This window comes from Nonomuraea typhae, assembly GCF_009760925.1.
GTDB lineage: Bacteria > Actinomycetota > Actinomycetes > Streptosporangiales > Streptosporangiaceae > Nonomuraea > Nonomuraea typhae.
The window spans coordinates 17,866-33,051 of sequence record NZ_VRLV01000004.1; the positions used below are offsets into that span (position 1 = coordinate 17,866).

Annotated in this window: 8 protein-coding genes; 7 read left to right on the forward strand and 1 reads right to left on the reverse strand. The window is 70.7% G+C overall.

Annotation, left to right across the window (positions count from 1 at the left end; genetic code table 11):
* The first annotated feature begins 113 nt into the window (after positions 1-113).
* Complete coding sequence (locus FVE25_RS16010; protein ID WP_157247744.1) at positions 114-1,055, forward strand: LacI family DNA-binding transcriptional regulator; 942 nt, start codon at positions 114-116, stop codon at positions 1,053-1,055.
* On the forward strand, positions 1,052-1,954 hold the full coding sequence (locus FVE25_RS16015) for an aldose epimerase family protein (protein WP_157247745.1): 903 nt from the start codon (positions 1,052-1,054) through the stop codon (positions 1,952-1,954). Before FVE25_RS16010 ends, FVE25_RS16015 begins: the two co-directional genes overlap by 4 nt.
* Here FVE25_RS16015 and FVE25_RS56270 read toward each other — a convergent pair.
* A complete protein-coding gene (locus FVE25_RS56270) occupies positions 1,944-4,406 on the reverse strand; it encodes a SpoIIE family protein phosphatase (protein WP_157247746.1) in 2,463 nt (820 codons plus the stop codon). The genes FVE25_RS16015 and FVE25_RS56270 overlap by 11 nt on opposite strands.
* Positions 4,407-4,523: 117 nt before the next feature.
* Here FVE25_RS56270 and FVE25_RS16025 point away from each other — a divergent pair, with 117 nt between their 5' ends.
* The 5 genes from FVE25_RS16025 (at position 4,524) to rimO (ending at position 15,184) form a co-directional block, all read left to right on the forward strand.
* On the forward strand, positions 4,524-9,731 hold the full coding sequence (locus tag FVE25_RS16025; protein WP_157247747.1) for a HAMP domain-containing protein: 5,208 nt from the start codon (positions 4,524-4,526) through the stop codon (positions 9,729-9,731).
* Positions 9,728-10,300, forward strand: a complete 573-nt coding sequence (locus FVE25_RS16030) for a response regulator (RefSeq protein WP_157247748.1) — start codon at positions 9,728-9,730, stop codon at positions 10,298-10,300. The genes FVE25_RS16025 and FVE25_RS16030 overlap by 4 nt, the downstream gene beginning before the upstream one ends.
* Before the next feature lie 81 nt (positions 10,301-10,381).
* The gene (locus FVE25_RS16035) at positions 10,382-12,892 is read left to right on the forward strand and encodes a DNA translocase FtsK (protein WP_157247749.1); all 2,511 of its coding nucleotides are present in this window, start codon (positions 10,382-10,384) and stop codon (positions 12,890-12,892) included.
* Positions 12,893-12,970: 78 nt separating this feature from the next.
* A complete protein-coding gene (locus FVE25_RS16040) occupies positions 12,971-13,744 on the forward strand; it encodes a helix-turn-helix domain-containing protein (protein WP_157247750.1) in 774 nt (257 codons plus the stop codon).
* 36 nt (positions 13,745-13,780) lie between these two features.
* Positions 13,781-15,184 (forward strand): 30S ribosomal protein S12 methylthiotransferase RimO, encoded by a 1,404-nt coding sequence (rimO, locus tag FVE25_RS16045; RefSeq protein WP_157247751.1) that lies wholly within the window; start codon positions 13,781-13,783, stop codon positions 15,182-15,184.
* Positions 15,185-15,186: the final 2 nt, after the last annotated feature.

Sequence of the window (15,186 nt, forward strand, 5' to 3'; positions counted from 1 at the left end):
TCACTCCTCAAGCACCTCGTCGCCACCACGAAAGCAACCGTTTGCAATGACCTTGACGCTCGCCATCGTTGCCGTCAAGGTTTGTGGAGCAACCGTTTGCAGGGGGAGGGCTCATGACGGTGACGATCAGGGACGTGGCCCGCGCCTCGGGCGTGCACGTCTCCACGGTCTCCCGCAGCTTCTCCGCCCCCCACCTGGTGAACCAGGCCACCCGCGACCGCGTCCTGGCCGCCGCCGACCAGCTCGGCTACCGCCCCAACCGGGCCGCCCGCGCGCTGACCACCGGCCGCACGATGAACCTCGGCCTGATCGTCGCCGACATCGCCAACCCGTTCTTCCCGCCCCTCATCAAGGCCGCCCAGGGACACGCCAGAACCCACGACTACCACGTCTTCGTCGCCGACACCGACGAGGATCCCGCGACCGAGGAAGAGCTGATCCGCACGCTCGCCAAGCAGGTGGACGGCGTGCTGCTGTGCAGCCCCCGCCTGGCCAACGACACGATCGTGCGGCTGGCGGAGGACGTCCCCTTCGTCGTGGTCAACCGCGAGATCGAGGGCCTGCCCTGCGTCCTGATGGACGTCGCCCAGGGCGCCCGGCTCGCGCTGGAGCACCTGCGCGGCCTCGGCCACACCCGCCTGGCCTACGTCGGCGGCCCCGCCGGATCCTGGACCAGCGAGCAGATGCGCGCCGCCGCGACCGGCGTGCCCGTCATCGGCCCCAACCAGCCCACCGCGCAGGGCGGCCTGGCCGCCGCGCAGGCCGTCGCGGACTCCGGCGCCACCGGCGTGCTCGCCTACAACGACCTGGTCGCGCTCGGCCTCATCGAGGGCCTGGCCGGGCTCGGCGTTCACGTGCCCGGCGACGTAAGCGTGATCGGCGTGGACGACATCCTGCCCGGACGGCTCAACCGGCCCAAGCTCACCACCGTGGCCATGCCCGCGCCGGCCGCCGGCCGCGCCGCCGTGGACCTGCTCATGGACGACGCCGGCGCCTCCGTCACGCTGCCCACCTCGCTGATCGTCCGCGAATCCACCGGAGAGGCCCACAGATGATCGAGCTGTCGTCCGGCGCGCTGCGCGCCCGCGTGCTGCCTTACGGCGCCGTCCTGCAGTCGCTGGAGGTCGAGGGCGTCAACGTGGTGCTCGGCCTGGACGAGCCGGCCGACTACCTCACCCGCAGCCGCTACTTCGGCGCCGTCGTCGGCCGCTACGCCAACCGCATCGCCGCCGGCCGCTTCACCCTCGACGGCACCACCTACCAGCTGCCCGTCAACAACGGCGCCAACAGCCTCCACGGCGGCACCAAGGGCTTCGACAAGCAGGACTGGACCGTCGCCGCCACCTCCCCGGACTCCGTCACCCTCAGCCTGACCAGCCCCGACGGCGACCAGGGCTACCCCGGCAGGCTCACCGCCACGGTCACCTACACCCTCGACGGCGACGCCCTCCACCTCGCCTACACGGCCGTGACCGACGCCCCGACCGTCGTCAACCTCACCAACCACACCTACTTCAACCTCGCCGGCGGCGGCGACATCCGCGGCCACGTCCTCCAGATGGACGCCCACCGCTACCTGCCCGTCGACGCGGGCAAGATCCCCACGGGCGAGCTCGCGCCCGTGCGGGACACGCCGTTCGACTTCACCACGCCGGTCGCGATCGGCGAGAGGTACGGCGCGGCCTACGACCACTGCTTCGTGCTCGACGGCCGTATCCGGGTCGTCGAACCCGGTTCCGGACTGGCCATGGAGGTCACCACCACCGAACCGGGCGTGCAGTTCTACGCCGGCGGCATGCTGGATCCGGCGGCCACGCCGTACGGGCCGTTCTCGGGGTTCTGCCTGGAGACCCAGCACTTCCCCGACTCGCCCAACCAGCCGCACTTCCCCACGACCGTGCTGCGTCCCGGGGAACGGGTGGAGTCGAGCACCACCTACCGCTTCACCCGCTGACCGCCTTCAGCACCAGCACCGCCACGTCGTCGCGGGACGGCTCGGCGGAGAAGGCGGCGACGGCCAGCCGTACCCGCTCGGCGACGGCGTGGGCGCTCAGCCCCGCGCACGTGGCCAGCAGCAGCGACAGGCCGCCGTCGTCGTCCAGCAACCGGTTGCCCTCCCGCCGTTCGGTCACCCCGTCGGTCACGCACAGCAGCACGTCGTCCGCGGCCAGCTCGAAGGTCTCGTCGTAGAACTCCGCGCCGTCCGCGATCCCCAGCAGGAGCTGGGAGGAGGCCACCGCCTCCACCGCGCCGTCCGCGCCCAGCATCAGCGGCGGCGGATGCCCGGCCGCGGCGATCGCGCACCGCGCGCCGCCCGTGGGCAGCGGCGTCAGCTCGCCGAGCAGCAGGCTCAGGAACCTGCCCTCGTCCGCCTCGTCGATCAGCGTGCCGTTGAGCCGGTCGAGGATCGCCGCCACCGCGTAGCCCTCCTTGGCCAGCAGCCGTACGGCGTGGCGGGCCAGGCCGGTCGCCGCCGCGGCCTCGGGACCGCTGCCGCACACGTCCCCGAGCGCGAACCACCATCGGTCACCGACCGCGAACAGGTCGTAGAAGTCGCCGCCGACGGCCGCGCCCTCCTCGGCCGGCTCGTAGATCACCGCCGACTCCAGCCCGGGGATCGCGGGCGCGCGCACCGGCAGCAGGCTGCGCTGCAGCACCCGCGAGGTGGTCTCCTGGCGGGCGTAGAGCATCGCGGTGTGCAGGTTGAGGGCCACCAGCCGGCACAGGTCCGCCATCAGGCCGGCCAGCTCGCGGGAGAGCAGCGGCTCGGCCCGGCCGATCACCAGCGCGCCGTGCGAGCGGCTCTCGGTCAGCAGCGGGAACGACAACACCGTCGCCGCGCCCGGCGGCCAGTCGGCCGCGCCCAGCTCCTGCTGGGGTACGGCCGGCAGCGCCCGGCGCAGTTCGGCGTTGTGCCGCTCCTCCGCGTGCCAGACGTGGGCCAGCCGGGTCGTCCCCGACAGCCCGGTCAGATACACGGCCGCCCACTGGGCGATCTTCGGCACCACGAGCTGCGCCGCCAGCGCCGCGATCAGATTCTCGTCGTGCACCCCGGCCAGCAGCTCGCCCGCCTCGGCCAGGAACGACAGCCTGCCGCGGCAGGCCCGCTCGCGCTCGGCCAGCCGCTCCCGCTCCACGTGCCGGGCGACCTGGTCGGCCACGTGCTGCAGCCCCGCGGCCAGCCCGCTGTCGAAGCGCCCCGGCTCGGCCGCGGTCACCACCAGGTAGCCCTTGACCTCGTCGCCCGCCTTCAGCGGCGCGCAGGCCAGCGACCTTGCGCCGAGCCGCCGGGCCAGCTCCACGTCGGTGGCCAGCAGGTCGTCCACCATGCTCGGCCCGGTGCGCGAGAACACGCCCGCCCCCAGGATGCCCACGAGCCCGGTGGTCGCTCCCGCCCCCAGGACGCCCACGAGCCCGGTGGTCGCTCCCGCCCCCAGGACGCCCACGAGCCCGGCGGTCGCCCCCGCGCCTCCCGCCACCGCGAAACCCTCGCCGTCCTCGCTCCTGACCAGCACGTACGCGGCGTCCGCGGAGGAGGACGCCTGGACGACCGCGGCGGCTGCCCGCAGCCGCTCCGGCAACGGGCGGGCACCGGCCAGCACCTCCCGGATCCGGCCACCGGTCTCGCGTTTCAACGGCGCGGGCGGCGGGGTCAGGACGTAGCGGTGCGCCTCGGCCACGACCATCCACACCACCCGGCGATCGCCCGCCCGGCCGCCGGTGCGCAGGTGGGAGACGTACACCGGGATCAACCGGCCGTCGGCGTGCCGCATGCGCGACTCGCCGTGCCAGCGGCCCAGGTCGAGCGTGTCGTCCAGGGTGAGCGTGTAGCGGCCGTCGCCGCGCCAGGCCACCAGCTCGCCGAGCGTCATCCCGGCCGCCTCGCCCGCCGTACGGCCCAGCAGCTCCTCGGCTTCCGGGCTCCACGACAGCACCCGGCCATCGGAGTCGGCCACGATCACCGCCACGCGCAGCGACTCCACCGGGGCGGCGGCGACGGCCGGGGCGGAGACGGGCGGCCCCGCCGTACCCTTCGTGCCGGTGTCGTCCATGAGGTCGATGCGCACCCAGACGCGCTTGGCCGTGCGGGAGTACGTCACGCCCCAGGCGTCGGCCAGCGTCTCGGCCAGGGTCAGCCCCCGGCCCGCGGCCGGCGGCGGGACGGTCCGCAGGGGGTGGCGGTCGTCGACCTGGATCTCCAGGCGTGGCGGCGCGGCGGCCGCGTCGAGGCGGCAGGTCAGCTCGACCGCCGTGCCCGCGTGGACCACGGCGTTGGTGACGAGTTCGCTGGTCAGCAGCACCGCGTCGGCCTCGACGTGGCTGAGGTGCCACTCGGCCAGGGTGTCGCGCACGAATCGGCGCGCCGCTGCGGGGGCCTGGGGAGTTCCGGCGAAAGCCGTGCTCATAACCCGCGTGCTGTCCACGTGTCTTCCTAGAACATCACTCGATGTGGCAGTTCCGTCACTCTCAGGGTGGCAGACTTAGCACGGTTCATACCTCCACTTGTGAAGATGGTCGGGCAGATGGACGTACCCCTCGGTCCTGGAGCGTTCCAAATCGCGGAATTGCGCCCGTTACTCGTCGCCCTGCACAGCCTGCGCGACGGCAACTTCCGCACCCGGCTGGCGGTGCCGGACGACCCCGTCCTGGCCGAGCTGGCGATCGCCGTCAACCAGGTCGTCGAGCGCAACGAGCACCTGTCGAGGGAGCTGGCCAGGGTCCGGACCGAAGTGGCCAGGCAGGGGCACCTCGACGAGCGGGTCAGCCCCAGCCTGGGCACCGGCGGGTGGGCGGCGAACGTCACCGCGGTCAACTCGCTCATCGACGCGCTGGTGATCCCGGCCGCCAAGGCCACCCGCGTGCTCAACGCCGTGGCCGACGGCGACCTGTCGCAGCGGGTCGATCTCCAGGAGGGCAACCGGCCGCTGCGGGGCGGGCTGCGGCTGATGGGCAAGGCGGTCAACCGCATGGTCGACCAGCTCGCGTTGTTCTCCGGCGAGGTCACGCGGGTGGCACGCGAGGTGGGCACCGAGGGGCGGCTCGGCGGGCGGGCCAACGTCCAGGGCATGCAGGGGAGCTGGCGGGACGTGACCGAGGCGGTCAACGCCATGGCCGGGCGGCTGACCGCGCAGGTGCGCGACATCGCGGTGGTGACCACCGCGGTGGCCAGGGGCGATCTGACCCGGCAGGTCACGGTCGAGGCCACCGGTGAGCTGCTGGAGCTCAAGCTGACCGTCAACACGATGGTGGATCAGCTGTCGGCCTTCGCCGACGAGGTGACCCGGGTGGCCAGGGAGGTCGGCACCGAGGGGCGGCTGGGGATCCAGGCTCAGGTGCGGGGGATGAGCGGGGTCTGGAAGGACCTCACGGACAACGTCAACTTCATGGCCTCGAATCTGACGACGCAGGTGCGCTCGATCGCGCAGGTGACGACGGCGGTGGCGCAGGGTGACCTGTCGCGGAAGATCACTGTTGATGCGCGTGGGGAGATCCTTCAGCTCAAGGACACGATCAACACGATGGTGGATCAGCTGTCGGCCTTCGCCAGCGAGGTGACCCGGGTGGCCCGCGAGGTGGGCACGGAGGGGCAGCTCGGCGGGCGGGCCGACGTGAAGGGCGTCTCGGGCACCTGGAAGGACCTCACCGACAACGTCAACTTCATGGCCTCGAATCTGACGACGCAGGTGCGCTCGATCGCGCAGGTGACGACGGCGGTGGCGCAGGGTGACCTGTCGCGGAAGATCACTGTTGATGCGCGTGGGGAGATCCTTCAGCTCAAGGACACGATCAACACGATGGTGGATCAGCTGTCGGCCTTCGCCAGCGAGGTGACCCGGGTGGCCAGGGAGGTCGGCACCGAGGGGCAGCTCGGCGGGCGGGCCGACGTGCGCGGGGTCTCCGGCACCTGGAAGGACCTCACCGACAACGTCAACTTCATGGCCGACAACCTCACCTCCCAGGTGCGCTCGATCGCCCAGATCACCACCGCGGTGGCCAACGGCGACCTGTCCAAGAAGATCACCGTCGACGCCCGCGGCGAGATCCTTCAGATGAAGGACACGATCAACACCATGGTCGACCAGCTGTCCGCCTTCGCCGACGAGGTGACCCGGGTGGCCAGGGAGGTGGGCACGGAGGGGCAGCTCGGCGGGCGGGCGGTGGTCAAGGGTGTCTCCGGCGTCTGGAAGGACCTGACCGACAACGTCAACTTCATGGCCTCGAACCTGACCACGCAGGTGCGCGACATCGCGACCGTGGCCACGGCGGTGGCGCAGGGTGACCTCTCGCGGAAGATCACCGTTGACGTGAAGGGCGAGATCCTGCAGCTCAAGGACACCGTCAACACGATGGTGGACCAGCTGTCGGCCTTCGCCGCCGAGGTGACCCGGGTGGCGCGCGAGGTCGGCACCGAGGGACGGCTCGGCGGTCAGGCCCAGGTGCGCGGCGTGTCCGGGGTCTGGAAGGACCTCACCGACAACGTCAACTTCATGGCCGACAACCTCACCACGCAGGTGCGCTCGATCGCCCAGGTGGCCACCGCCGTCGCCCAGGGCGACCTGACGCGGAAGATCACCGTCGAGGTGAAGGGCGAGATCCTGGAGCTCACCAACACCATCAACACCATGGTCGACCAGCTCTCCTCCTTCGCCGACGAGGTCACCCGGGTGGCCCGCGAGGTGGGCACGGAGGGGCAGCTCGGCGGGCGGGCGGTGGTCAAGGGCGTCTCCGGCGTCTGGAAGGACCTGACCGACAACGTCAACTTCATGGCCGACAACCTCACCTCCCAGGTGCGCAACATCGCCCAGGTGACCACCGGCATCGCGGAAGGCGACCTGTCCAAGAAGATCACCGTCGATGCGCGTGGGGAGATCCTGCAGCTCAAGGACACCGTCAACACGATGGTGGACCAGCTGTCGGCCTTCGCCGCCGAGGTGACCCGGGTGGCGCGCGAGGTCGGCACCGAGGGACGGCTCGGCGGTCAGGCCCAGGTGCGCGGCGTGTCCGGGGTGTGGAAGGACCTGACCGACAACGTCAACTTCATGGCCTCCAACCTCACCTCCCAGGTCCGCAGCATCGCCGTCGTCACCACCGCCATCGCCAACGGCGACCTGTCCAAGAAGATCACCGTGGACGCCCGCGGCGAGATCCTCCAGCTCAAGGACACCATCAACACCACCGTCGACCAGCTGTCCGCCTTCGCCGACGAGGTCACCCGCGTGGCCCGCGAGGTCGGCACCGAAGGCAGCCTCGGCGGTCAGGCCCAGGTGCGCGGCGTGTCCGGGGTGTGGAAGGACCTGACCGACAACGTCAACTTCATGGCCTCCAACCTCACCTCCCAGGTGCGCAACATCGCCCAGGTGGCCACGGCCGTGGCCAACGGCGACCTGTCCAAGAAGATCGACGTGGACGCCCGCGGCGAGATCCTCGAACTCAAGACCACGATCAACACCATGGTCGACACACTGTCGTCGTTCTCCTCCGAGGTCACCCGCGTGGCCCGCGAGGTCGGCTCGGAAGGGCGCCTGGGCGGCCAGGCCGAGGTCGAAGGCGTCTACGGCACCTGGGAACGCCTCACCAAGAACGTCAACGAACTGGCCGGAAACCTCACCACCCAGGTCCGCGCCATCGCCGAGGTGGCCAGCGCCGTGGCCCAGGGCGACCTCAGCCGCAGCATCAGCCTCGAGGTCAAGGGCGAGGTGGCCGAGCTCAAGGACAACGTCAACCTCATGGTCGCCAACCTGCGCGAGACCACCCGCGCCAAGGACTGGCTGGAGTCCAACCTCGCCCGCATCGCCGGGCTCATGCAGGGCCACCGCGACCTCGTCGAGGTCGCCGACCTCATCCTGCGCGAGCTCACCCCGCTGGTCAGCGCCCAGTTCGGCGCGTTCTACCTGGCCGACCTCGACGCGCGTGACGGCTCGCTCGCCTTCATCGCCGGGTACGGCGCGGCCCACGACAGAGACGTGCTCCCCGATCCGGGCACGGAGGGCCCCGGCCTCATCCGCCAGGCCGCCCTGGAGAAGAAGCGCATCCTCCTGGAGGACGTGCCCACCGGCTACATCAAGGTCCACACCGGGCTCGGCGAGGCCGCCCCGGCCAGCGTGGTCGTGCTGCCGATCCTGTTCGAGGACAAGGTGCTGGGCGTGGTCGAGCTGGCCTCGTTCAGCCGGTTCAGCGAGGTCCACCTGGCCTTCTTCGACCAGTTCGTGGTCACGATCGGCGTGGCGATCAACACGATCATCGCCAACGCCCGCACCGAGTCGCTGCTGTCGGAGTCCCAGCGCCTGGCCCAGCAGTTGCAGGGCCGTTCCGACGAACTGCAACGCCAGCAGGCCGAACTCCGCAGATCCAACGCGGCCCTGGAGGAGAAGGCCCACCTGCTGGCCACCTCCTCCCGCTACAAGTCGGAGTTCCTGGCCAACATGTCCCACGAGCTGCGCACCCCGCTCAACAGCCTGCTCATCCTGGCCCGGCTGCTGGCCGACAACCCCGAAGGCAACCTGTCGGAGCAGGAGGTCGAGTTCGCCACCACCATCCACAACGCGGGCAGCGACCTGCTCCAGCTCATCAACGACATCCTCGACCTGTCCAAGATCGAGGCCGGCCGCATGGACGTGCGCCCGGAGACCCTGGCGCTCAGCAAACTGCTCGACTACGTGGATGCCACCTTCCGCCCGCTGACCGTGGACCGCGGCCTCACCTTCGAGATCCAGGTGCGGCCCGGGGTGCCGTGCGAGCTGTTCAACGACGAGCGCCGCCTGCAGCAGATCCTGCGCAACCTGCTGTCGAACGCGGTCAAGTTCACCGGCGCCGGCGAGGTGCGCCTGGAGGTCTCCAACGCCGGGGCCTTCGAGTTCGGCGGCGAGGACGTGCCCGCCGCCGCCGGAGACGTGATCGCCTTCGCGGTCAGCGACACCGGCATCGGCATCGCCGCCGACAAACTGCCCGCCATCTTCGGCGCCTTCCAGCAGGCCGACGGCACCACCAGCCGCAAGTACGGCGGGACCGGCCTCGGCCTGTCGATCAGCAGTGAGATCGCCCGGCTGCTCGGCGGCCAGATCCACGCGATCAGCGAGCTGGACAGGGGGAGCACGTTCACGCTGTACGTGCCCGCCGTGTGCCCGGCGGCCGCCGGTCCCGGTGAGCAGACCGGCGCCGCCGTACCCGGGAAGGAGCCGGAGCGGCCGGCCGAGCCGCCGCCGCGCAGGGCCGTGGCGCCGCGCGCCGCCCCGCAGCAGGCCGAGTGGCCGCTCAGCGACGGCGGCGACGACCTGTGGCACCCCGACGTGCGCCTGAGTGAGCTGGCCGACGGTCCTGTGGACGCGGCGTTCGCCGGGCGCCGGGTGCTGATCGTCGACGACGACATCCGCAACGTCTACTCCCTCACCCACGTGCTGGGCCGCCTGGGCATGGAGGTCATCTACGCGGAGAACGGCCGGGAGGGCATCGAGGTGCTGGAACGCGAGGAGAAGATCGCGCTGGTGCTCATGGACGTGATGATGCCGGAGATGGACGGCTACGAGACGCTGGGCGTGGTGCGCCAGATGCCGCGCTTCGCCGGCCTGCCCATCATCGCGCTGACGGCCAAGGCCATGCCCGGCGACCGCGAGAAGACCATCGCCTGCGGCGCCTCCGACTACGTGCCCAAACCCGTGGACCTGGACCACCTCCTGGAGGTGATGCGCGGCTGGCTGGCCGGTGAGCGGGCCGTGGAGGAGGAGGCGCCGTGAACCGCCCGGTGAAGATCCTGCTGGTGGACGACAAGGTGGAGAGCCTCGTCGCCCTGGAGGCGGTGCTGCGCCCGTTGCAGCAGCACCTGTTCAAGGCCGGGTCCGGGCAGGAGGCCATGAAGCTGATGCTCCGCCACGACTTCGCCGTGGTGCTCCTGGACGTGCTGATGCCCGGCATGGACGGCTTCGAGACGGCCGCCCACATCAAACGCCTCGACCAGACCCGCGACGTGCCCATCATCTTCCTGACCGGCACCGACACCGGCTCGGGCGCCGCCTTCCGCGGCTACGCCGTCGGGGCGGTGGACTACATCACCAAGCCCTTCGACCCGTGGGTGCTGCGGAGCAAGGTCGCGGTGTTCATCGAGTTGTCGCGCAAGACCCGCATCCTGCAGGAGCAGGCGGCCCTGCTGAACCCTCAGACCACGTTCTCCGAGCGGCTGAAGGCGGTGGAGGAGCAGCTCGCGGCGCTGGCGCGGAACATTCCCGACGACGACGGGCTGCGCGAGGCGGTCAAGGAACTGGCCGACCGGGTCGCCGCCATGCAGGCCGCCTTCGAGGCCCCGTGACCTCTGGGACGGGTGGGACATTTGCCTCAGTACGGCGAGCCTCTGTGCACCGGCGGGGTTGGGGGACGTACCTTTGGCATCATGGCCACCCGTACGCCGAAAAGCGCACCGAAGGGGCCGGCGAAGCGGTCGAACTCGTCTCGGGCGACCCCCGCCAAGCGGACGTCCCCGGCGGCGGGGCGCCCCAAGGGCAAGGGGACGGGCACGGCCCGCAAGTCGTCCGTGACCCACCAGGACCCCATCAGCTGGATCTTCACGATGATCGGCAAGCTGATCGTCGGGATCTGGATGCTGCTCGCCAACGGCATCGGAGGCGCGGCCCGGGCGCTGGGCTCCAGCGCGCGGGATCTGGATCCGGCGCACCGGCGCGACGGCGTCGGGCTGGCGGTCCTGGCCGGGGCGATCGTGCTGGCGGCCATGACGTGGCGCGAGGCCAAGGGCGCGGTCTCGGACGTCGTCAACGTCGTGGTCCATGCCGTGTTCGGGTCGCTGGCCTGGGCACTGCCCCTGCTGCTCGGGCTGCTGGCCTGGCGGTTCCTGCGCCACCCCGACCAGAACGCCGACACCGGGCGCATGGTGATCGGGTGGAGCGCGCTGCTCATCGGGATCCTGGGCATCGTCCACGTCGCCAACGGCGTGCCGTACCCGTCGGGGACGGCGGCGGACGGGATGGACAAGGTGTCGGGGGCCGGTGGCATCATCGGCTTCATCGTCTCGGCGCCGCCGCACAGCATCCTGCCGACGTTCATCACGATTCCGCTGCTGCTGATCCTGTCCGGGTTCGGGGTGCTGGTCATCACCGCGACGCCGGTGCACCGGATTCCGGAACGGCTGGCGGAGCTGAAGCACCTGCTGTTCGAACGCCAGGGGCCGGCGCAGCCGGGTGACCAGGCCAAGAAGCGGGTGCGGGGGAAGAAGCCGGGTGAGCCGGAGACGCCCGATTCGGTCAAACCCTATGACACGCCCGTTCTGTCGGAGAAGGACAAGCGGGGTGATCACTCGCCGGAGATCGTGCCCGGGCTGACCGAGGAGGAAGACACTCCCGCGCCGCCGCCCCAGCCCGTGGCCGAGCCGCCCCAGCCCACTCCTGCCCCGCGCAAGGTGGAGCAACTGGTGCTGTCCCCGCAGGCCGGGCCGTACCAGCTGCCGGATCTGCAGAGCCTCAAGCCGGGCAGCGCGCCCAAGCCGCAGACCAAGGCGAACACCGTCGTGGTCAACGCGCTGACCAGCGTGCTGGAGCAGTTCGCGATCGACGCGCAGGTGATCGGGTTCACGCGTGGGCCGACCGTGACGCGCTACGAGATCGAGCTCGGGCCGGCGGTCAAGGTGGAGAAGGTCACGGCCCTCACCAAGAACATCGCTTATGCCGTTAAGTCGGCGGATGTGCGGATTTTGTCGCCGATTCCTGGAAAAAGTGCGATCGGGGTGGAGATTCCGAACGCGGACAAGGACCTGGTCGCGCTCGGCGACGTGCTGCGGGCACAGGTGGCTCAGGCCGACCACCACCCGATGATCGTGGGCCTGGGCAAGGACGTCGAGGGGCGGACGATCGTCGCCAACCTCGCCAAGATGCCGCACCTGCTTATCGCGGGCGCCACCGGCGCCGGTAAGTCCGTCTGCGTCAACGGGCTCATCACGAGCATCCTCATGCGGTCCACGCCGGACGAGGTGCGCATGGTGCTCGTGGACCCCAAGCGGGTCGAGCTCAGCGTCTACGAGGGCATTCCCCACCTGATCACGCCGATCATCACCAACCCCAAGAAGGCCGCGGAGGCCCTCGAATGGGTCGTGGGGGAGATGGACCGGCGCTACGACGACCTGGCGGCCAGCGGGTTCCGGCACGTGGACGAGTTCAACAAGGCCGTGCGGGCGGGCAAGCTGGTGCCGCCGCCGGGCAGCGAGCGCGTCTACCAGCCCTACCCGTACCTGCTGGTGATCGTGGACGAGCTGGCCGACCTCATGATGGTCGCGCCACGCGACGTGGAGGACTCCGTCGTCCGCATCACCCAGCTCGCCCGCGCGGCCGGCATCCACCTGGTCATCGCCACCCAGCGGCCCTCCGTGGACGTCGTGACCGGCCTGATCAAGGCCAACGTGCCCTCCAGGCTGGCCTTCGCGGTCTCCAGCCTCACCGACTCGCGGGTCATCCTCGACCAGCCCGGCGCCGACAAGCTGGTCGGCCAGGGTGACGCGCTGTTCCTGCCGATGGGCGCGAGCAAGCCCATCCGCATCCAGAACGCGTTCGTCTCGGAGAAGGAGATCGCCGAGATCGTCACCCACTGCAAGGGGCAGATGCAGGCCGAGTACCGCGAGGACGTGGCCGCGGTGGCGGTCAAGAAGGAGATCGACGAGGACATCGGCGACGACCTCGACCTGCTGCTGCAGGCGGCCGAGCTGATCGTCACCACCCAGTTCGGCTCCACCTCGATGCTCCAGCGCAAGCTGCGTGTCGGCTTCGCGAAGGCCGGGCGCCTCATGGACCTCCTCGAGAGCCGCAACGTCGTCGGCCCGAGCGAGGGTTCCAAGGCGCGCGACGTGCTCGTGAAGCCCGACGAACTCGCCGGTTTGCTGGCCGACCTGCGCGGCGAGTGACCCCGGTGCGTTTTCTCCCGGCGATTACTGGTTGAATATGAACCACTACGCAACGTCGGGGGCGGGGAGGCGTTTGCCGTGCAGGAGCAGAGCATTGGGTCCACGCTGGCTGCGGCCAGGAGAGCAGCGGGGCTGACGGTCGGTCAGCTGAGCGCGACCACGCGCATTCGCGAGGCGCTGATCTACGCGATCGAACGTGACGACTTCTCCCTGTGTGGAGGCGACTTCTACGCCAGGGGGCACATCAAGTCGATCGCCAGGGCGGTGGGGCTCGATCCGGAGGTGACGGTTCACCTCTATGACGAGCAGCGGGGCGGCACGCCGCTGCCGGTGCGGGCGGCCATGGTCTTCCAGGCCGACCGGAAGGTGAAGCTGCGCGAGCGGCGCGGCCCCAACTGGACGCTGGCGCTCGGTGTGGCGCTGGCCATCGTGGTGGTCTTCGGCGTCGTGCGGGTGTTCGGCGGCTCGGGCGAGACACCGGTCGCCGACGTGCAGCCGGTCTCGGCGGTGCCCAGCGTGCCGCCGAACACCCCCTTCACCGAGCCCCCGCCGCCGCCGCGCCCGTCGCCGCAGAAGGCCGCGCCCGCGGCGAAGGATCTCGTCGTGGTCAAGGTGAAGGCGAAGCGGTCGTCGTACCTCAACGTGCGCGATGCAGAGGGGCGTAAGTTGTTCGCCGGCACGCTGCAGGCCGGCAAGAGCTCGACGTGGAAGGCGGCCACTCAGGTGAAGCTGCTCATCGCCGACGCCGGAGCGGTCTCCTTGCAGGTGAACGGCAAGAATCTGGGGCAGCCGGGCAGCCGCGGGGAGATGGTCAGGCGCTCGTTCGGACCCTCTGCACCGAGGCCACGGTGAAGGTAGTGGCCAACTCCCGATACCGTAGTGTTCACCATGTCAAAGTCCGTATCGCTGATCACCCTGGGCTGCGCGCGCAACGAGGTCGACTCCGAGGAGCTCGCCGCGCGCATTGAGGCTGCCGGTTGGCAGCTCGGTGACGACGACCCCGATGTCGTCGTCGTCAACACGTGTGGCTTCATCGATTCTGCGAAGAAGGACTCGATCGACACGCTGCTGGCCGCCGCCGACTCCGGCGCGAAGGTGGTCGCGGCCGGCTGCATGGCCGAGCGCTATGGCAAGGAGCTGGCCGAGGCGCTGCCCGAGGCCAGCGCGGTCATCTCCTTCGACGACTACGCGGAGATCGGTGAGCGCCTCGACGACGTGCTGGAGGGCCGGCCGCTCGTCCCGCACACGCCACGCGACCGGCGCACGCTGCTGCCCATCTCGCCGGTGGATCGTGCCAGCGCGCCCAAGTCGGCCATTCCCGGTCACGGCGACCTGCCCGAGGGGCTGGCGCCGGCCAGCGGGCCGCGGGTGCTGCGCCGGCGGCTGGACGAGAGCCCGGTCGCCTCGCTGAAGCTGGCCTCCGGCTGCGACCGCCGCTGCACGTTCTGCGCGATCCCGGCTTTCCGCGGCGCCTACGTCTCGCGTGACCCGCAGGAGCTGCTGGCCGAGGCCGACTGGCTGGCCCATCGCGGGGTGCGCGAGCTGGTGCTGGTGAGCGAGAACTCCACCTCCTACGGCAAGGACCTCGGCGACCTGCGCGCGCTGGAGAAGCTGCTGCCGCAGCTGGCCGCCATCGAGGGGATCGAGCGGGTGCGGGTCAGCTACCTGCAGCCGGCCGAGCTGCGTCCCGGCCTGATCGACGTGATCGCGGGCACCGACGGCGTGGCGCCGTACTTCGACCTGTCCTTCCAGCACGCCAGCGGGGCGGTGCTGCGCCGGATGCGGCGCTTCGGCGACCCCAGGCGCTTCCTGGAGCTTCTGGCGGCCATCCGGGCGCAGGCGCCCGGGGCGGGCGTGCGCTCCAACTTCATCGTGGGCTTCCCCGGCGAGACCGAGGAGGAGTTCGGGGAGCTGGTCGGCTTCCTGGAGGAGGCCAGGCTCGACGTGATCGGCGTGTTCGGCTACTCCGACGAGGACGGCACCGAGGCCGCCTCGCTGCCGGGCAAGCTGGAGCAGGACGTCGTGGACGAGCGGGTGCGGATTCTCACCGAGCTGGCCGAGGAGCTGACCGCGCAGCGTGCGGAGGAGCGCATCGGGGCCGAGCTCGACGTGCTCATCGAGGAGGACCTCGGCGACGGCGGCTACGAAGGCCGCGCCGCGCACCAGGGTCCCGAGGTGGACGGCTCCGTGACGGTCCAGGGCATCGGCCTGGTCCCGGGGCAGATCGTGCGTGCGGTCGCGGTGGACGCCGAGGGGGTCGATCTGATCGCCCGCATCAAGGCCGGTCCATGAGC